Origin of the sequence: Nocardia blacklockiae (genome assembly GCF_015477355.1) — a bacterium.
Taxonomy (GTDB): Bacteria; Actinomycetota; Actinomycetes; order Mycobacteriales; family Mycobacteriaceae; genus Nocardia; species Nocardia blacklockiae.
The window spans coordinates 1-18,391 of record NZ_JADLRJ010000023.1 but is presented as its reverse complement, the minus strand read 5'-3'; the positions used below and the strand labels follow the sequence as shown (position 1 = coordinate 18,391).

At 69.9% G+C, this 18,391-nt stretch carries 13 protein-coding genes and 2 pseudogenes; 6 read left to right on the top strand and 9 right to left on the bottom strand.

The features are described from left to right. A complete protein-coding gene (locus IU476_RS35210) occupies positions 1-2,718 on the top strand; it encodes a bifunctional acetate--CoA ligase family protein/GNAT family N-acetyltransferase (RefSeq protein ID WP_195106715.1) in 2,718 nt (905 codons plus the stop codon). A 20-nt stretch (positions 2,719-2,738) separates the two neighbouring features. Here IU476_RS35210 and IU476_RS35205 read toward each other — a convergent pair whose 3' ends face one another. Next, positions 2,739-3,302 (bottom strand): RBBP9/YdeN family alpha/beta hydrolase, encoded by a 564-nt coding sequence (locus IU476_RS35205; protein WP_324194584.1) that lies wholly within the window; start codon positions 3,300-3,302, stop codon positions 2,739-2,741. 134 nt (positions 3,303-3,436) lie between these two features. On the opposite strand from IU476_RS35205, the gene ppc reads away from it, so the two are divergent. Next, positions 3,437-6,217 carry a phosphoenolpyruvate carboxylase gene (ppc, locus tag IU476_RS35200; RefSeq protein ID WP_195106679.1) on the top strand — a complete coding sequence of 927 codons (2,781 nt, stop codon included), beginning with the start codon at positions 3,437-3,439 and terminating at the stop codon, positions 6,215-6,217. Between the two features lie 276 nt (positions 6,218-6,493). Here ppc and IU476_RS35195 read toward each other — a convergent pair whose 3' ends face one another. The 4 genes from IU476_RS35195 to IU476_RS35180 form a co-directional block, all read right to left on the bottom strand. Continuing rightward, positions 6,494-7,462 (bottom strand): sigma-70 family RNA polymerase sigma factor, encoded by a 969-nt coding sequence (locus tag IU476_RS35195; RefSeq protein WP_195106678.1) that lies wholly within the window; start codon positions 7,460-7,462, stop codon positions 6,494-6,496. 193 nt (positions 7,463-7,655) lie between these two features. Next, positions 7,656-9,203 carry a DUF7782 domain-containing protein gene (locus IU476_RS35190; protein ID WP_195106677.1) on the bottom strand — a complete coding sequence of 516 codons (1,548 nt, stop codon included), beginning with the start codon at positions 9,201-9,203 and terminating at the stop codon, positions 7,656-7,658. Positions 9,204-9,754: 551 nt separating this feature from the next. Next, positions 9,755-10,762 carry a GlxA family transcriptional regulator gene (locus tag IU476_RS35185; RefSeq protein WP_195106676.1) on the bottom strand — a complete coding sequence of 336 codons (1,008 nt, stop codon included), beginning with the start codon at positions 10,760-10,762 and terminating at the stop codon, positions 9,755-9,757. Beyond that, positions 10,759-11,496 carry a VOC family protein gene (locus tag IU476_RS35180; protein WP_195106675.1) on the bottom strand — a complete coding sequence of 246 codons (738 nt, stop codon included), beginning with the start codon at positions 11,494-11,496 and terminating at the stop codon, positions 10,759-10,761. Before IU476_RS35180 ends, IU476_RS35185 begins: the two co-directional genes overlap by 4 nt. Positions 11,497-11,592: 96 nt before the next feature. Between IU476_RS35180 and IU476_RS35175 the strand changes: the two genes are divergently transcribed. Then, positions 11,593-12,903, top strand: a complete 1,311-nt coding sequence (locus IU476_RS35175; RefSeq protein ID WP_228824833.1) for an MFS transporter — start codon at positions 11,593-11,595, stop codon at positions 12,901-12,903. On the opposite strand, the gene IU476_RS35170 is transcribed toward IU476_RS35175, so the two are convergent. Continuing rightward, positions 12,874-13,248 carry a DUF3099 domain-containing protein gene (locus IU476_RS35170; protein WP_438944105.1) on the bottom strand — a complete coding sequence of 125 codons (375 nt, stop codon included), beginning with the start codon at positions 13,246-13,248 and terminating at the stop codon, positions 12,874-12,876. The two genes, IU476_RS35175 and IU476_RS35170, sit on opposite strands and share 30 nt — an antisense overlap. A gap of 156 nt (positions 13,249-13,404) precedes the next feature. Between IU476_RS35170 and IU476_RS35165 the strand changes: the two genes are divergently transcribed. Continuing rightward, a complete protein-coding gene (locus IU476_RS35165; RefSeq protein WP_195106672.1) occupies positions 13,405-13,638 on the top strand; it encodes a DUF3039 domain-containing protein in 234 nt (77 codons plus the stop codon). A gap of 827 nt (positions 13,639-14,465) precedes the next feature. On the opposite strand, the pseudogene IU476_RS35160 reads toward IU476_RS35165, so the two are convergent. Continuing rightward, positions 14,466-14,715, bottom strand: a pseudogene (locus IU476_RS35160) (IS3 family transposase); the annotation flags it as partial. 217 nt (positions 14,716-14,932) lie between these two features. Between IU476_RS35160 and IU476_RS35155 the strand changes: the two are divergent. Then, positions 14,933-15,379, top strand: coding sequence for a pyridoxamine 5'-phosphate oxidase family protein (locus tag IU476_RS35155; protein ID WP_324194581.1), 447 nt, complete (start codon positions 14,933-14,935; stop codon positions 15,377-15,379). Positions 15,380-15,550: 171 nt separating this feature from the next. After that, a complete protein-coding gene (locus tag IU476_RS35150; RefSeq protein WP_195106670.1) occupies positions 15,551-16,114 on the top strand; it encodes a dihydrofolate reductase family protein in 564 nt (187 codons plus the stop codon). 119 nt (positions 16,115-16,233) lie between these two features. Here the strand turns inward: IU476_RS35150 and IU476_RS35145 are convergent, their stop codons facing one another. Together IU476_RS35145 and IU476_RS35140 are read right to left on the bottom strand one after the other, a co-directional pair. Continuing rightward, positions 16,234-17,823, bottom strand: a complete 1,590-nt coding sequence (locus tag IU476_RS35145) for an FAD-dependent monooxygenase (RefSeq protein WP_195106669.1) — start codon at positions 17,821-17,823, stop codon at positions 16,234-16,236. 258 nt (positions 17,824-18,081) lie between these two features. Further along, a pseudogene (locus IU476_RS35140) lies at positions 18,082-18,391 on the bottom strand (mammalian cell entry protein); the annotation flags it as partial.

The window sequence follows — 18,391 nt, the reverse complement described above, 5'->3', positions numbered from 1 at the left end:
ATCGGGCCGCAGACAGCCGGGCAGCCGGGGGCTGCGCACTGGGGCGCCGACACTCCGCAGGAGCCGCCGCCTCCGCCGCAGCACTGGGTGGCGGATGTGCTGGCGGCCGACGGGGGTGTGGTGCGGCTGCGGCCGATTACCCCCGGCGATGCCGAGGCCCTGCAGGAGTTCCACGCGCTGCTGTCCGACCGCACCCGGTACCTGCGGTACTTCGGGCCGTATCCGCGAATGACGCCGAAGGACCTGTATCGCACCACCCACGTCGACTACCGGGACCGGGTCGGGCTGGTGATCGAGCTGGGCGAGACGATCATCGCGGTCGGCCGGTACGAGCTGCTGGCGGACCGGGAGGGGCCGCGGGCGGCGGAGGTGGCGTTCGTGGTGGCCGACGGGCACCAGGGCCGGGGGCTGGGCTCGATCCTGCTCGAGCACCTGGCCGGGGCGGCCGCCGAGAACGACATCGCGACCTTCGTCGCGGAGGTGCTGGCCGAGAACAACGCGATGGTCACCGTCTTCCGCGACGCCGGCTACCAGGTGCAGCGCAGCCGCGACGGCTCGGTCCTGCACCTCGAATTCGCGATAGACCCCACCGAAGCGCTGCTGTCCGTGCGGGATTCGCGCGAACGCGCCTCGGAGGCCCGCAGCGTCGGCAACCTGCTCAGCCCGCGCTCGATCGCGGTCATCGGCGCCACCCCGTCGGCGGGCCGGGTCGGCGGCGCGGTGCTGGCCAATCTGCTGTCGAGCGTGTTCCAGGGCCCGGTCTTCCCGGTGAACCCGAACCGCAGTTCGGTGCGCGGCGTGCGGGCCTACGCCACCGTGCGCGACATCCCCGACGAGGTGGACCTGGCCGTCGTGGCGGTGCCGGCCACCGAGATCCCCTCGGTCCTCGACGACTGTATGGCCAAGGGCGTCAAGGGTTTGGTGGTGCTCACCGCCGGCTTCTCCGAGACCGGCCCGGCCGGCTTCGCCGCCGAACGCGACCTGGTCGCCGCGGTGCGCGGGCACGGCATGCGGGTGGTCGGCCCGAGCGCGCTCGGCATCGCCAACACCGACCCCGCGGTGTCGCTGAACGCCACGCTGGCCTCGGTACTCCCCGGTCGCGGGCGGGTGGGCTTCTTCTGCCAGTCGGGACCGCTGGGCGCGGCCATCCTCGGCGAGGCCGCGGCCCGCAATCTGGGTCTGTCGACGTTCGTCTCGGCCGGCAACCGCGCCGACGTCTCCGGCAACGACCTGCTCCAGTACTGGGACACCGATCCCGGCACCGACGTCGTGCTCCTGTACCTGGAGACCTTCGGCAACCCGCGCAAGTTCTCCCGCATCGCACGGCGGGTGGCGCGTACGAAACCGATCGTGGCCGTCAGCAGCGGGCGCAACGCCACCCGCACGATGCCGGTGAGCGAACTGGAACGCTCGGTGGAGCGAGACCTGTTCGCGCAGGCCGGGATCGTGCAGGTCGACACCATCTCCGAATTGTTCGACTGCGCCATGCTGCTGGCCTACCAGCCGCTGCCGGGCGGGCCGCGGCTCGCCGTCATCGGCAACAGTGCCGCGCTGGGCTGGCTCGCGGTCGACGCGGCGCGCGGTGAGGGCCTGGCGGTGCGCGCGCCGACCGACCTGGGCCCGCAGGCCGACCCGGCCGATTTTCACGCCGCGGTGGCGGCGGCGATGGACTCGTCCGACGTCGATGCGGTGATCGTGATCTTCGCGCCGCCGGTCCCGGTGTCGGTGGCGTCCTTCGCGGAGGCCATCCGCGCCGGGGCGCACGCGGGCGCCAAACCGGTGCTCACGACGTTCGTCGCCGATCAGGGCATGCCGAATCTGCTGACCGTACGGGGCGCGGGCGGCACGGTGGAGCGCGGCTCGATCCCGTCCTACCCGGATCCCGAGCGCGCGGCGCGGGCGCTGGCCCGGGTGCGCCGCTACGCGGACTGGCGCACCCGCCCCGCCTCGGCGGTCGTGCGGCCCGCCGACGTGGACACCGAGCGAGCGCGAAACCTGGTGGGGGAGTGGATGTCCCGGGCTCCCGAGGGCGGGTGGCTCGGCGATCTCGAGGCGGTGGACCTGCTGGCCTGCTACGGCATCGGGGTCGTGGAGTTCCGGGAGGTCCGCGACGAGGACGCCGCCGAGCGGGCGGCCGCCGAGCTGGGTTACCCGGTGGCGGCGAAGGCGACCGGCGAGCTGTGGCGCAACCGCCCCGACCTGACCGGTGTGCGGCTGGACCTGTGGCGGCCCTCGGCGGTGCGCCGCGGCTACACCGACCTGGCCGAGGTCTCCGGCAACGACGTCGTGCACATCCAGCGGATGGCGACCAAGGGTGTCGGCTGTGTGCTGCGCGTGCAGGACGACCCGTCGTTCGGTTCGGTGATCAGCTTCGGCCTGTCCGGCACCATCATCGACCTGCTCGGCGACCGCGTGTACCGCGCCCTGCCGCTGTCGGAGGCCGAATCGGTGGCGCTGATCGACGCGCCCCGCGCCGCCCCGCTGCTCGACGGCGAGACCGGAGTCCCCGGCAAGACCATCGGCGAGCCGGTCGACAAACGCGCCCTCTCCGCACTGGCCCAACGCATCTCGGCACTCTGCGACGACCTCCCCGAAATCCGCGAACTCTCGGTCGAACCCGTCCTCGCCTCACCCCGAGGAGCCGCAATCCTCTACGCCCGAGTACGAATCGGCCCGGAACCCAGCCGCTTCGACATCGGCCCCCGCCGCCTAGCCTGAGAAACCTGCGCCCCGGGTGGTCAGGGCCGGGAGCGGGTGATCTTCTCCACGGCGGCCAGGGCTTCGGGGAGGGTGGTGAAGCCCTCGGCGGCGAGGAAATGGCCGCCGCCGGGGACCTCGATGCGTTCGGCGCGCAGGTCGGCGGCGAGGGCTCGGGAGGAGGCGGGCGGGACGATCTCGTCGTTGTCGGAGTGGATCATGGTCCGGGCCTCGATGCGCGGGGCCAGGGCCGCGGCGTCCGGGGCGTCGGTCAGGTAGGCGTCGAGCTCCGGGAGCGCGGGCAGGGGGCTGAGGAAGCCGGAGACGGCGACGAAACCGCCCAGGCGCCAATCGTTGTCGAGTCCGGCCAGGAAGCGCAGGGCGGTGATGGTGGCGAGGCTGTGGGTGACGAGGACGGTGTCCGCGTCGACCGTCCCGATCTCGGCGGCGAGCCGAGCCTCCCACTCCTCCCGGACGGGCGCGTCGGGCGTGGGCAGCGGCACCACCGAGACCCGATGCCCGGCGGTCGCGAGCCGCTCGGCGAGCCAGGGGAACCAGTGGGCGGAGACGTCGGCCGAGTAGCCGTGGACGATGAAGATATGCACGCATGCGGAACCGGCCGTCCGCCGACGGCTATTCCGCGACCTCGCGGTGATCGTTTCCACAACGCCTCGCCCCGGCATCCCGGCGTGACCGGCGCCACCGTAGCTCGCGCACGCCGATGGTCGATACTGGGCCTATGCGCGAAGATCAGATCGAGGCTGCGACCGCGCCACTGCGGGACGACATCCGCTTCCTGGGTGCCATCCTGGGCGAGACGATCCGCGACCACGAAGGTCCCGAGGTGTTCGACCTGATCGAACGGGTCCGGGTGGAGGCGTTCCGGGTGCGCCGCTCGGAGGTGGAGCGCAGCGCGGTCGCGGACATGCTGCGCGACACCGACATTCGCGTGGCCCTGCCGCTGATCCGGGCGTTCAGCCACTTCCTGCTGCTGGCCAACCTGGCCGAGGACCTGCAGCGCGACCGTCGGCGCGCGGTGCACGTCGCGGCGGGCGAGCCGCCGCAGGAATCCAGCCTCGCAGCCACCTACCGCAAGCTCGACGCCGCCCGCCCGGACGGCGCCGCGGTCGCCGAACTGCTGGCCGACGCGCTGATGTCGCCGGTGATCACCGCGCACCCCACCGAGACCCGCCGCCGCACCGTCTTCGACGTGCAGTCCCGCATCACCGAGTTGATGCGCCGCCGCCAGCGCTACGCCGACACCGAACCGGAGTACGCCGAGATCGACACCCAGCTGCGCCGCCAGGTGCTGCTGCTGTGGCGCACCGCGCTGATTCGCCTGGCGCGCCTGCGCATTCAGGATGAGATCGAGGTCGGCCTGCGCTACTACGACATGACGCTGCTCGAGGTGATCCCGCGCATCAACGCCGACGTGCGCGCCGCCCTGCGCGCCCGCTGGCCCGGCCACGACCTGCTCGCCCGCCCGATCCTGCGGCCCGGCTCCTGGATCGGCGGCGACCGCGACGGCAACCCGAACGTCACCGCCGAGGTGGTGCGGCGGGCCACCCATCGCGCGGGCACCGTCGCACTCGGTCACTACCTGAAAGAGCTTGTCGGCCTGGAGAAGTCGCTGTCCCAGTCGGCCCGCCTGGTTCCGATCACACCGGAACTGGCGGAACTCGCCGACGCCGGATTCGACGAATCGCCCCAGCGCGCCGACGAACCGTACCGCCGCGCCATCCGCGCGATCCGGGCCCGCCTGACCGCCACCGCCCACCGCGCCTTGGGCGAGGTCCCGGGGGAGGGCGTCGGCGCGACAGCGTCCGGCGAGCGGGCCGCGCGCCCGTACGGCTCACCCGGGGAACTGCTGGATGATCTGAACGTCGTGGACGCCGCGATGCGCGCCTCGGGCGACGGGCTGCTCGCCGACGATCGCCTGGCCGCCCTGCGCGGCGCGGTGGAGACCTTCGGTTTCCACCTGCAGGGCCTGGACATGCGGCAGAACTCCGAGGTGCACGAGCAGGTGGTGGCGGAGCTGTTCGCCTGGGCCGGAGTGCATCCGGACTACGCGAGCCTGCCCGAGCCGCAGCGGGTCGAGCTGCTGGCCGCGGAGCTGAGCACCCGCCGTCCGCTGCTGGGGCCCACCGCGCGGCTCAGCGATCTCGCGGCGAAGGAACTCGGCGTATTGCGGGCGGCCAAGGCGGCGCTCGACGACCTGGGCCCCGACACCGTGCCCAACTCCATCATCAGCATGTGCACCTCGGTCAGCGACGTGCTGGAGGCGGCGCTGCTGCTCAAGGAGGCCGGCATCCTCGACCCCGGCGACGCCGACACTCCGCCGAGCAGCCCGACGGGCGTGGTGCCGCTCTTCGAGACCATCGACGACCTGCGGCACGGTGCCGAAACCCTGGTCGCGGCGCTGGAGGTGCCCGCGTACCACCGGCTGGTCGCCGCGCGCGGCATGCAGCAGGAGGTCATGCTCGGGTACTCCGACTCCAACAAGGACGGCGGCTACCTGGCCGCCAACTGGGCGCTCTACCGCGCCGAACTCGACCTGGTGGAGGCGGCCCGCAAGACCGGAATCCGGTTGCGGCTGTTCCACGGTCGTGGCGGCACCGTCGGCCGCGGCGGCGGCCGCAGCTACGACGCCATCCTCGCCCAGCCGGCCGGCGCGGTGCGGGGTTCGCTGCGCCTGACCGAGCAGGGCGAGGTGATCTCCACCAAGTACGCCGAACGCGGCACCGCGCACCGCAACCTCGAGGCGCTGGTCGCCGGCACGCTGGAATCGACACTGCTGGACGTCGAGGGCCTGGGCGCCGACGCCGAACCGGCCTACGAATTGTTCGACGAACTGGCCGAACTGGCCCGGCAGGCGTACGCGCGACTGGTGCACGACACTCCCGGTTTCGTCGACTACTTCCGCGCGTCGACTCCTATCGCCGAGGTGGCCGACCTCAATCTGGGCAGCCGCCCCGCCTCTCGCAAGCCGACCAGCTCGGTCAGCGACCTGCGCGCGATCCCGTGGGTGATGGCCTGGAGTCAGTCCCGGGTGATGCTGCCCGGCTGGTACGGCACCGGTTCGGCGATCGAGCAGTGGGTGGGCGGCGACCCGCAGCGGCTCGCCACCCTGTCGGATCTGTACCGGCGCTGGCCGTTCTTCCGCACCGTGCTGTCGAATCTGGCGCAGGTGATGGCCAAGGCGGACCTGGACATCGCCGCCCGCTACGCGGAGCTGGTCGAGGATACGGCCTTGCGCGACACCATCTTCGGCATGATCCGCGACGAATTCGACCGCACCGCGCGCATGCACGCCGCGATCACCGGCAGCGATCAGCTCCTCGCCGACAACCCGGCCCTGGCCGAATCCATCCGCAACCGGTTCCCGTACCTGGAACCGTTGAATCAGATGCAGGTCGAACTGCTGCGCCGCCGCCGCGCGGGCGACGACTCCGAACTGGTCGAACGCGGCATCCTGCTCACCATGAACGGCCTCGCGACGGCCCTGCGCAACTCGGGCTAGCGGTCATGTCGCCCTCCCCGCCTCCGCCGAGAGTGCGGTCATGTCGCCCTGCCCACCTCCGCCGAGAATGCGGTCATCTCCGGCTGGCGGTCATCGACCGGCTGAGAAAGGTTGTCGACTGATCAGCGCCGACCGGTTCGCGCTGTGCCCGGAGGGGACGGGCCGCGCGGGCGCCGGCCGGCGCTCGTGATGATCACCAACCCATGTGATCATCGCGGGGGTGCTGGGCCGGATTCCGGACGGCCCAGCGTCTGTGGGGGCCTACCGGCCCGGTACTCAGCTGGCGTAGGCGCGCAGCCGGTCGGCTCGCTCGCCCTTGCGCAGCTTGGCCATGACCTCGCGCTCGATCTGGCGCACCCGCTCGCGGGAGAGCCCGAACAGCTTGCCGATCTGGTCCAGGGTGCGCGGCTGGCCGTCGTCCAAGCCGAAGCGCAGCCGGATGACCTGCTGCTCACGCTCGTCGAGGGTGGCGAGCACGCTGCGCACATCGCGGTGCATCAACCCGGCGATGACCGCGCTCTCGGCGGAGGTGGCCTCGGAATCCTCGATGAAATCGCCGAGCGGGGCCTCTTCGTCGCTGCCGACCGGCATGTCCAGGCTCACCGGGTCGCGGCTGTGGTCGAGCAGGTCGGAGATCTTCTCCTCCGGAATGCCCGACTCCGCGGCCAGTTCCGCGTCGGTGGCCTCGCGGCCGAGCTGCTGGTGCAGTTCGCGCTTGATCCGGGCCAGCTTGTTGACCTGCTCGACCAGGTGCACGGGCAGCCTGATGGTGCGGCTCTGGTCGGCCATGCCGCGGGTGATGGCCTGCCGGATCCACCAGGTGGCGTACGTGGAGAACTTGAAGCCCTTGGTGTAATCGAACTTCTCCATCGCGCGGATCAGGCCCAGGTTGCCCTCCTGAATCAGGTCCAGCAGCGGCATGCCGCGACCGGTGTAGCGCTTGGCCAGCGACACCACCAGCCGCAGGTTCGCCTCGAGTAGATGCTGGCGGGCGGCCTGGCCGTCGCGGACCAGGATGGCCAGGTCGCGCTTGCGGGTGGCGGACAGCCGCTTACCGGTCTCCAACAGGTGCTGGGCATAGAGGCCCGCCTCGATGCGCTTGGCCAGCTCGACCTCGTCGGCGGCCGTGAGCAGCGCCGTCTTGCCGATTCCGTTCAGGTACACGCGTACCAGGTCGGCGGCGGGGCTCTGGGCGTCGAGGTCCTGTTCGCTGGCGCGCACTCCAGTGGTGGCGGGGCTTGTCATGACTTGCCTCCTGTCGGTGGTGTCTCACTCCGAACAACGGACCCGACACTGGGAAAGTTCCCCGCCACGGTCCCGGTAAACGCAGCTGAGCTGCGGGTTTCACCACTTCCATCTGAGAAGTTCCTAAGAAGGAGCGGCTACCGGGAACGCCGGGCGCGCGTTGTTGCCGAGCGTCTACCCAGAGGTCGTCGAACTACACGGGACGGATCAGGCCGTGCCGGACGAGACCGGTGGTGAGAGACAGGGCGGCGGCGCGCAACTCGGGTGTGGCCGTGGTGCCGGTGTGGCCGATTGCCAGCAATTCGACCAGCTCTTCCAACGGCAGGCCGTCCGCGCGCATTCCCGCGAGCAGGGCCGCGCCGGTGTCGTCGATCTCATGTTGCCAGCGCGGCCCGTCGCCGCGGTGCAGCCGGGCCACGACCTGCTCCCAGCCGTCCGCGCCGGGCAGCAGGACCCGCTCCAGCGCGGTGGCCGCGTCGACCTCGAATCGCGAACTCCAGGCACGGTTTTCGTCCGCCGCGACCGCGCGCAGCCAGGACGACCGCTCGAAGTACGCGGTGGCCTCGGGGCCCAGTGGATCGTCGAAGCCGTGGGTCAGGTCCTCGGCGAGCACCTCGGTGGGTCCGTCGATGGCGCGCAGGTAGACGAAGCCGAAGCCGATGCCCTCGACCTTCGCGTCGGCGAACGCGTCCAGCCAGCGTTCGGCCCGTTGCTGTGCCGCGGCATCGCGCGGATCCAGTCCGGCGTCGCGCAGCCAGGTGCCGACGTACAGCGCGGGGTCGGCGACGTCGCGCTGCACGATCCAGGCGTCGACACCGTGGTCGGGCAGCCACGACGCGACCCGGGTGCGCCAGTCCTCGCCGTCGGCGTGCACCCACGAGGCGAGCATGGCCGCGGTGCCGCCGGGTGCGAGCAGTTCGGGCGCCTGCCCGATCACCAGTTCGCTGGCGCCGTCGAGGGCCAGCCCGGAGTCGCGGTAGGTGTGCTCGACGCGAGCGGGGCCGACCACGAACGGGGGATTGGCGACCACCTGGTCGAAGCGCCGCCCGGCGACCGGCTCGAACCACGAGCCCGCCAGCAGTTCGATGTCGAGGCCGTTGAGCGCGGCGGTGGCCGCGGCCAGCCACAGCGCGCGGCGGCTCACGTCGGTGCCGGTGACCGTGCGCGCGTACCCGGCGGCGTGCACGGCCTGCACGCCGCACCCGGTGCCGAGATCCAGCACCGTGCCCACGGGCGCGGTCGGCGTGGCGCGCAGCAGCGACAGCGAGGCCTGCCCGACGCCGAGCACGTGGTCGGGTGTCAGCGTGCGCCGGTGCATGGAGTCGTCGAGATCGGACAGCACCCAGCGGGTGCCCGCGCCGAGGTCCAGCGGGCGCAGGTCGAGCGCGGCGCGAATGTCGTCGCCGTCGCGGGCGAGCAGACCGGCGGCGACCGCCTGCGCGAGATCGACGGGCGCCAGGGCCGCGGCCGCCTCGCGTTCAGGCACCGGGTCACCGAGCAGCAGCAACCGCACCAGGGTCCCCAGCTCGCCGGCCGCCCGTGCGGCGCGGCGCACCGGCACCGGCTCGGAACGGCCGAGAGCGCTGTGCGCGTCGTCCCCGAGCACTTCCAGCAGGGTGTCGGCGTCGTAGCGGACCCGGGTGAGCGCGACGCGCAGCTGCGGTGCGAGGTCGGCGAGCGCGGATCCCGCGGCGGCCGGGGCACTGTCCCCCCGGGACACGGCTGTCGGATTCGTGGGCATGATCGAGAACTCTGCCACCGCAACCCCCGGGCATCCCGAGGAGGCCATCGACCCGAACGCGCCGCCCAAGGCATGCGGTCGCGCCTTTTTTGCGAGTCGGCGCGCGTTCGGCGATGATCCCGGTCACGAACCGGCGCATGAAAGTCCTTGTGGCACCGAGGTTTCGAGGCCGTACCTCGCCCGGCGAGTGATGTCAGCCGAGCATGCGCGCGCCGAGAGGGTTCGGACCCGTCCCTCGCCCGGCGATAGGTGCCAGCCTGGCGTGCGCGCGTCCGAGAAGGTTCGGACGCTGTCCCTTGTCCGACGGGAGGTATTAGCCGGGCGTGCCCGCGTCCGAGGAGGTTCGGAGGCCGTCCTCGCCCGGCGCGAGGTGTCATCCGGGCGTGCGCGCGTCCGAGGAGGTTCGGAGGCCGTCCTCGCCCGGCGCGAGGTGTCATCCGGGCGTGCGCGCGTCCGAGGAGGTTCGGAGGCCGTCCTCGCCCGGCGCGAGGTGTCATCCGGGCCTGTGCGCGTCCGAGGGTTCGGACGTCTCCCTGGCCCGGCGGGTGGTGTCAGCCGGGCGTGTGCGCGTCCGAGGCTTCCCTCGCGGACCGCGGGCCGGAGCGGAAGGTCTTGCGGTAGGTCAGCGGCGGCACGCCCAGTTCGGCGCGCATGTGGTGGCGCAGGGACGCGGCCGTGCCGAGGCCGGCCGCGCGGGCGACCTCGTCGATCGGCAGGTCGGTGGATTCCAGGAGGTGACGGGCGTGCCGCAGGCGCTGTTGCAGCAGCCACGCGCCGGGCGCCAGTCCGGTCTCGGCCTTGAACCGCCGGGTGAAGGTGCGCACGCTCATCCGCGCGTGGGCGGCCAGGGCGGCCAGGTCCAGCTCGCGGTCGAGGTGCCGCAGCGCCCACGCGCGGGTGGGCGCGGTGCCGTGCGTGCCGTCCTCGGGCACATTGCGGTCGATGAACTGCGACTGGCCGCCCTCGCGCCACGGCGGCACCACGCAGTAGCGCGCCACCCGGTTGGCGACGTCGCTGCCGTGGTCGCGGCGCAGCAGGTGCAGGCACAGATCCAGCCCCGCCGCCAAACCCGCTGAGGTGCAGAGGTTTCCGTCCTCGACGAACAGCAGGTTCTCGTCGAGCAGGACCCGCGGGTAGAGCCGCCGGAAGTCGTCGGCGAACGACCAGTGCGAAGTGGCGCGGCGGCCGTCGAGCAGGCCCGCCGCGGCGAGCACGAAGGCGCCGGTGCAGATCGACACGATGCGGGCCCCGGGCCGGATCGCGGCGAGCGCGTCCGCGAGTTCGGGGGTGAGCGTTCCGTGCCGGCGCGGTTCCGGCATCTGGGTGCCGGGCACGATCACCGTGTCCGCGGCGGCCAGCCAGTCCGGCCCGGCCTGCGGGATGATGGCGTACCCCATCGTGGTCGGCACGGGATCGCCGCTCAGCCCGCAGACGCGCACGTCGTAGAGCCGGACTCCGTCGGCGGTGGCGGCGTTGCCCAATACCGTCGGCGGGATCGTCATGTCGAAGCCCACCACCGGTGCGAGGGCGAGCACGGCCACCCGGTGCGGCGCGGTCATCGCGGCACTCTTCCGGTGTGCGGGTCGCGGGCGGTGAGGCAGTAGCGGTTGCCGGTCGGGTCCCGCATCACCAACCACTGTGCGCCCCAGGCGATCCGGCGCGCGCCGAGGGTCTCGTGCCAGGCGGCGGTGGCCTCGATATCCGCGCACGCGAGGTCGAGGTGTGCCGTGGCGGGGCCCTCGGAGTCCTTGCGTTGCAGCAAGATCCGGACCGGCAGGCGGTCGGGCACGCCGAGGCGGGTGAACTCCGGGCGGGCGCTGGGCCGCAGTTCCCATCCGGTCAGTCCTGCCCAGAATTCGAGTTCGCGGTCGTACCCGGCGGGGCCGATGTCCAGGCACACCTGGTCGAGGCGGCTGAGCGCGCCGCCGGGACCGGCGATCGGGGGCGGCACCCGCTCGCCGTCGCCGGTGGTCAGGCAGAACACCGTGCCGCTCGGTGAACGCAGGACGCAGAAGTCGCCTCGATCGGCGACCGGTTCCGCGCCCAGGTCCACCGCGCGGCGGCGTGCCGCGCCGAGGTCGTCGACATCGAGATCCAGATGCGCGCCGCCGGGACCGCCGACGCGTTGACCTCGCACGCACGGATCGCCGCCGTCGGGATGCAGCGTGACGAATTCGCCGTGATCACCCCGCGATTCGGACCGCTCGGTGCCGCTGACGACGGTCCAGAACGCCATGGCCGCGTCGAACTCGTCGGCCGGCCGGTCGATGAAGGCGCAGTTCCAGCGAATCATGCGGGTCCTTCCAGTGTGGCCAGATATTGACGGATTGTGGCATTCAGGCCACTCGCCGGGCAAGCGGTCGTACCGCACGATCTTCTCGTGACCGAATTGCGCGACCCCGCAGCAGAATTCACCGACCCGGCAGCGCGCCCCGGGCGGTTCCGGCTCCCGCACCCGGCCTGGGCGGTGGCGGCCGCCGGTTTCGTGGCGCTGATCGGCGCGGCCGGATTCCGGTCGGTGCCCAGCGTGCTGATGGATCCGCTGCACGAGGAATTCGGCTGGTCGCACGGCACGATCGGGGCGGCGGTCTCGGTGAACGTGCTGCTGTACGGGCTGATCTCGCCGTTCGCCGCGGCGCTGATGGACCGGTTCGGCATCCGCCGGGTGGTCGCGGGCGCGCTGCTGCTGGTGGCGGCGGGCAGCGGGCTGACGGTGTTCATGACCCAGTCGTGGCAGCTGTTGGCGACCTGGGGTCTGCTGGTGGGCGTCGGAGTGGGCTCGATGTCGATGCCGTTCGTCGCCACCATCACCGGACGCTGGTTCGTGCGGCACCGCGGCCTGGTCACGGGAGTGCTGACCGCCGCGGGCGCGACCGGTCAGCTGGTCTTCCTGCCACTGATCTCGGCGCTCGCGCAGGCACACGGCTGGCGGGTGCCGTCGCTGGTGGTGGCGGGTACGGCGCTGGCGGTGGTCCCGCTGGTGTTGCTGTTCATCCGCGATTTCCCCAGCGACGTCGGCGTACGCGCCTACGGTGCCGAGCCCGGCGACTCGACCGGGGTGCGGGTGGCGGTGACCGGCGGGGCCACGCGCGCGCTGGCGGTATTGGCCAAGGTCGCGCGCACGCCGCAATTCTGGCTGCTGGCAGGCGGTTTCGCGGTCTGCGGGGCCTCCACCAACGGCCTCGTCGGCACCCACTTCGTCAGCGCCGCGCACGATCACGGCATGCCACCGACCACCGCGGCCGGCCTGCTGGCCGTGGTCGGCGTCTTCGATGTGGCGGGGACCATCGCCTCCGGCTGGCTCACCGACCGCGTCGACTCGCGCCACCTGCTGATCGGCTACTACTCGCTGCGCGGTCTGTCGCTTCTGATCCTGCCCGCGCTGTTCGCCCCCGACACGCGGCCCAGCATGTGGGTCTTCATCATCTTCTACGGCCTGGACTGGATCGCGACCGTGCCGCCCACCGTGGCCCTGTGCCGCAAGCACTTCGGCGCCGACGGGCCGATCGCGTTCGGCTGGGTGTTCGCCTCCCACCAGGTCGGGGCCGCGCTCGCCGCGACCGGTGCGGGCGTCATCCGCGATCTGCAGGGCAGCTACGACCTGGCCTGGTACCTGGCGGGCGCGCTGTGCGGGGGAGCGGCGCTGATGTCGGCCGCGATCCGGCGCGGGTCAGCTCTCGATCGGCCGGTGACCGCCTGACTCGAGGGCCTTGGCCGCGCGGCGCTCGTCCCAGCGGCTGGGCTCGTCCTTGCGGCGGGGCGGGCGATCGTTGGCGATCAGCACCGCGATCCACGGCAGCGGGATCGAGACGCCGATGATCGCCAGTGAGATCCACGGATTGGCCCACAGCCCGTAGGCCACCGCCGCCAGCACCAGGCACGGAATGCGGAACGCCATGATGATCGTGTATCGGCGCACCCGATCCCGATGCTGCTGCTCCAGCGACGGCGCGGCCTCGGTGATCAGTGCCGGATGCCGGTTCTCGCCGGGGAAATAGCCGCCGGACGGCCGCGACGGGCGGGGAATCGAACCGGGTGGACGCATCTCGAACTCGGGGCGAATCTCGTCGTCGCGGTCTTCGGCTTCGGGGGATTCGCCGTCACGCTCCATACCTCGAGTCTTCCACTCGGGCGAGTCGATTGCACACACGGATCCCCCGGCCCGCGACCCCGCCCCGCCGAGGCTGGCATCATAGGACAGGTGAGTACCGACACCCTGGTCCGTCCGGATACGACCACCGACGAGTCGACCACCGACGACACCCCCAAGTACTTCCACTACGTGAAGAAGGACAAGATCGCCGAGAGCGCCGTCATGGGCACCCACGTGGTAGCCCTGTGCGGCGAGGTCTTCCCGGTCACCCGCTCGGCGAAGCCCGGCTCCCCGGTCTGCCCGGAGTGCAAGCGGGTCTACGAGATGATGAAGAAGGACTAGGTCTTTCGCTGGTCAGGGGCTTCTGGTCGGTTGACCGGGGCCCCAAAGTGTCATTTTCATTGGATAAACGCTGATCAGGCGTGGTGTCGGCAGCCGTTGATCGGTGCCATGGGTGCCTGCTCGACAGGGCAGAGCGTCCACTCTGGTGGCCGGGCAGCCGGCTGCGGGTGTCACAGGAGGATGACGGTGAGTCGGACGATGTCCTGGTGGGACTCGATCAGGAAGGTCACCACAGACGGCGAGCGGTCCTCCTCGGGGAATCTTCGAAGGTTGGGACCAGCTTCGTCGGCGGTTCGGACTCGAGCACCTTGCCGACGACGTCTATCTTGCCGGAGCCGTCGGCGCGGCGGTGCTCCCAGGGTGAGCCGGGCTCCCAATCGGACACATTCTCGTGAACCAGTACTGGCGGTCAGGTCAGCGTCGGTCAGCGCCTTCCATACCTGTTCGACGCTGGCGTATATAGGTGACGTAGACGTAACTCGGCACGGTGGCGGTCATGGCGTACTCCTCTGCCTGGTTCTTGATGGCGCGCAGGACATTCAGCCGGGGCGGTCGAAGGCGGAGATCCAGCGCTGTCGATGTCGTGAATCGGTGTCGGATTGATGTAATGCACCCGCGCGCGCCCACGCCGCAGCACAGTCACCAGGCCGGCTCGCTCGAGAATGTCGAGATGCTGGGTCAACGACTGCCGGGCCATATCGACCCGCGGCAGTCTCCGGGCATCGACCGCAGCACATCGACTCCGACACCGAACCGGGCCGCGTGCAGCACCGCGTGAACCGCATGCTCGCCCCACTCGTCGAGCGGCCGGCTATTCCGGATCGAGTCTCGGTCCAGACCACGATCGCCAGCCGTAGTTCGGCCCGGGTTCCCCGGCGCTGCCGGTCGAGAACATTCTTCTGTAGGAGCGCCAAGAACGACTCCATCACCGCGTTGTCATCACACGCGCCGACTCGGCCCATTGACCCTCGTAACCCGTTGACCGACAACGCATCAACGAACTTCGAGAGCGAAACTGGCCTGACTGCCCCTGTCCGAATGCACGACCGTCGCGGTCGGCGAGCGGAACGCGATCGCGAGATCGGTGTCGGTGTGGCAACGGCACTCGGTCGTCATGGCGGTCGCGAGGACATCGCGAATCTTTCTTCCCCACTTCACCTTATATCAGAACGGGGGGCTTGCCGCAAGGTCGGGGTGATACCGCAGAATGGCCGTTCCCTGGGTTCCGGCAGTCCGAGCGAAGCTTTTCGGAACCGTCGGCTCCGACCACCCCATTCCGCTGAAGGAGAAGTTTGTGACGGATCTGAAGTCTTTCGCCGAGCTGGTGCCTCTCGACTACGGACTATCCGTCGCGATCACACTGCGCCCCGAGGGCACACCGCACGCCACTGTCGTCAACGCCGCCGTGATACCCCATCCGATCACCGGAACCGACGTCGTCGCCTTCGTATCGCCCAGTGCCACTGTGAAACTCGCCAACCTTCGAGCGAACCCGGCCATCGCCCTCACCATTCGCAGCGGCTGGCAGTGGGTCACTGTCGAGGGAAAAACTCAGCTGGTCGGGGCCGACGACCCAAATCCCGATATCGACGCCGAAAAACAGCGGCTTTTAATTCGTGAGATCTTCGGAAACGCCGGTGTCACCCAGGACTGGGATACCTACGACCAGGTGATGCGCGACAAACGTGGCACCGTTGTTTTCGTCACGCCGACCCGTGTCTATACCAACGCCGCGATGTGATGATGTCACAGCGGTGCTGGTTTCATCGACTCAGGCCGGTGTGGTCGCAGTATCGGCGTCGTCAGCGAAGGCGCGGTGTCCTCGAAGTCTTGCCGAACCGAAATCGGCGGAGCCGATTACATTTCGATAGCAATGGCCGTCTCTCGTATAACTCGACAGAAGGATGAACTTATGCAGATCCTGGCACGCCTGTGCATGACCGCCGACGGTTACGTGACGACTCCGGACGGCTGGCCACCTCAAGTCATCGACCCGGTACACGGGCCGGGCAGTCACGGTATCGCCGACTTCCTGCAGACCTGCGAGGCTGCCCTGATGGGCCGCACCACCTTCGAGCCTGCGCTCACCGCAGATCGCTGGCCTTGGCCGGAGTTGGAGGTCTTTGTGCTGGGTTCGCATCGGCCCGAGGGCACTCCCGACGATGTCACTGTCGACAACGATCCGGTGCGGCTGCTGGAGAAGATCCGCGCGGCCAATCGCGGTGGCGATGTCCATCTCATCGGCGGGCCCGGCACGATCCAGACCTACCATTCCCTCGGCGCTCTCGACAAACTCGAGCTCGTCGTTCTGCCGTTCTTCGTCGGCGGCGGCATGCGCCTGACCGATTCTCTGGACCCCCGGACCGACCTGGAATTCGAGAGTTCACGGCCACTGGACGGTGGTGGAGTGGAGATCGTGTACCGAGTGCTGCGCACCACTGACGTGAGGAACGCAGAAGGTCAGGGGCTTGGTTGACCCCAGGCCCGAGGCGCGAGTTCGTCGCGCGCCTGTCCCGCTGCGAAGGGCTGTCCCGACCGACAGGCTGCAGGACCGCCTCTCGGCATTCGGCGAGATCGGTGACATCACCGTCGGCATCACGCCGAAACGGTCATCTCGGTCGGATTCGATATCTGCTGCGTCAACTCGCGGACAATGTCGTCGAGCTCGCTCGATGAGGGGTTGGCGCAAACATAATGGTCGGGACGGAGCACGACGAACGGCTGCCGTTTGAAGTACGGGCGGGCAACGTCGTCGAGGTCTTCGAGGATCTGCTGCGTCGCATCGCAATGGACGGGGCGTCGTCCGGGTGAGGTCAGTGTTACACAGGTTGCCTCGAGGGCGTCGTCGGCGATGCGGCGGCCGAGTGCCGACAGCGCTTGGCGTGGATCGGTTTCCCAGCCGATGATGCGCCAGCCGGAACCCGCGATGTCGTCGAGCCGATGTCGTGTTCCGCTGAAGGTTCGCACGAGGGGCTGGGGGAACAAGCGGCCGACCGGCGAACGCGGCGAAGGCGGTGCCAGAAGCAAACCGTGCCGGTACCTCGCAGGCGGACGCCATCGGCCTTGGCGAGCGCGTTCCCGAAGTGGCGGGATGCGCAGCAGCGCCCCGGCCACCGCATCGCGAATCGTTGCTGCCGAACGCGATTGCATGGTGACCAGACGGCCGGCCCGGACCGACATCTTGGTTATCGCGTCGGCGTGTGGCCGCCGCTCCGCCTCGTAGGTATCGAGAATTCGCAGTGGCGCACCGTCGTTCACGACTGCCGCGATCTTCCAGGTCAGGTTCGTCACATCCCGGATTCCTGAGTTCAGGCCCTGTCCGACCATCGGAGGCATCAGATGGGCCGCGTCCCCGCACAGCAGGACTCTCCCGACCTGCCAGCGCTCTGCGGTCTTGGCTCGGAACGTGTAGACGAGATGACGCAGGATCTCCGCCGTGTCGGGGTTGGCGTCCTCGGCGATCACTCGTCGCGCGGCCTCCGGTGTGAGGATCTCGTCGCGATCCTCCCACGGCATCACCTTCCGTTCCCAGCGGTGCCCGCCTGCTGCGAGTCGGCCTGTCAGGCGAGGTGCCGTGGGATCCAGCGTCATCTGGAAATAGGGAATGTGAGCAATCGGCTCCGGCAACTTGGCATCGACGATGAGCCAGGTATCTGTGTACTCGGAGCCGACCAACCGGACGCCGACCGCGTCGCGGGTGGCGCTGTTGGCGCCATCGCAGCCGAGGACGAAGCGTGCCCGCGCGTTCGCGGTGACGCCGTCACTTGCGCGAAATATCAATTCGACGCCTTCATCGTCCTGCGTCAAACCGGTGAGCCGATGGCCCAGACGGATATCGACTTCCGGGTACTCCGCGAGGGCTGTTCGCAGTTGCTCATCGAGCAGTGGCTGATAGATCGCCGATATCCACGGATGCCCCTGTAGCTGCTCGGTGGGCAGCGTCGTCGCGACGACCTTGCCGCGAGCCGAGACCCATTGGGCGCCCGCGCCGAGGAGCATGTCGCCGGCGACGCGTTCGTACACTCCGGCCTTTTGCAGGGTACGCAGGGCTTCGCCGTCGAGCACGCCGACTCGAGGATTGGGGTAGACGTCGCTTTCCCGCTCCAGCGCGAGGACTTTCAAGCCCGCACGTGCCAGAAGAAGTGCGGCCAACTCCGACCGGGCCCAGGCCGATGACAGCAACATCGAATGTCATCACAAGCCTCGACGACCCGTGGAAGCGGTCACCTCGATGCGTGCATCGCCGACCAGCGACTCGTCCATCGTCAGCACGCTTCGGCCGTGCGGCATCAAGCAATCGTCAGGGATCATCGCGTCTCCAATGTCGACACCGGGTGAGGATCGTTCCGTGCGTCGCAGTGTATGACGATTACGTCAATAATGAAAGAGTCGTCATAATCGGTCGCCTCAACGGGCAAACGCATCACTCGATGGTGGGAGCGGTCATCCGGTCATTCCCATCAGTGCGGCGGTCAGTCCGAGGTCGGGACCGAGGTCTTCGACCTTGCCGGTCCGGCAGCCGTCCGCGCGCATCTGGATGCGCTCGCAGAACAGACTGACGACTTCGGTTGCAGAGATACCCAGTACGGCGTGTGTGCGGAGATGTCGGCCGCGCTTGTCCATGGCCCGGTCGATGTTCTGCAGCAGCAGCGGCGCGACGTCGACGACCTCGGTGACGCCGGCGGCGTTGGCGCGCAACTGATCCGTGACCGCCGTCAGCCCGGACAGGCTGGACGCCAGCTGATCCTGGTAC

Bases quoted from the DNA above. Each gene is read 5' to 3' on its own strand.
- ppc (WP_195106679.1), top strand. From the start codon at position 3,437: ATGCGCGAAGATCAGATCGAGGCTGCGACCGCGCCACTGCGGGACGAC.
- IU476_RS35195 (WP_195106678.1), bottom strand. From the start codon at position 7,462: ATGACAAGCCCCGCCACCACTGGAGTGCGCGCCAGCGAACAGGACCTC.
- IU476_RS35190 (WP_195106677.1), bottom strand. From the start codon at position 9,203: ATGCCCACGAATCCGACAGCCGTGTCCCGGGGGGACAGTGCCCCGGCC.
- IU476_RS35185 (WP_195106676.1), bottom strand. From the start codon at position 10,762: ATGACCGCGCCGCACCGGGTGGCCGTGCTCGCCCTCGCACCGGTGGTG.
- IU476_RS35180 (WP_195106675.1), bottom strand. From the start codon at position 11,496: ATGATTCGCTGGAACTGCGCCTTCATCGACCGGCCGGCCGACGAGTTC.
- IU476_RS35170 (WP_438944105.1), bottom strand. From the start codon at position 13,248: ATGCGTCCACCCGGTTCGATTCCCCGCCCGTCGCGGCCGTCCGGCGGC.
- IU476_RS35150 (WP_195106670.1), top strand. From the start codon at position 15,551: ATGCAGATCCTGGCACGCCTGTGCATGACCGCCGACGGTTACGTGACG.
- IU476_RS35145 (WP_195106669.1), bottom strand. From the start codon at position 17,823: ATGTTGCTGTCATCGGCCTGGGCCCGGTCGGAGTTGGCCGCACTTCTT.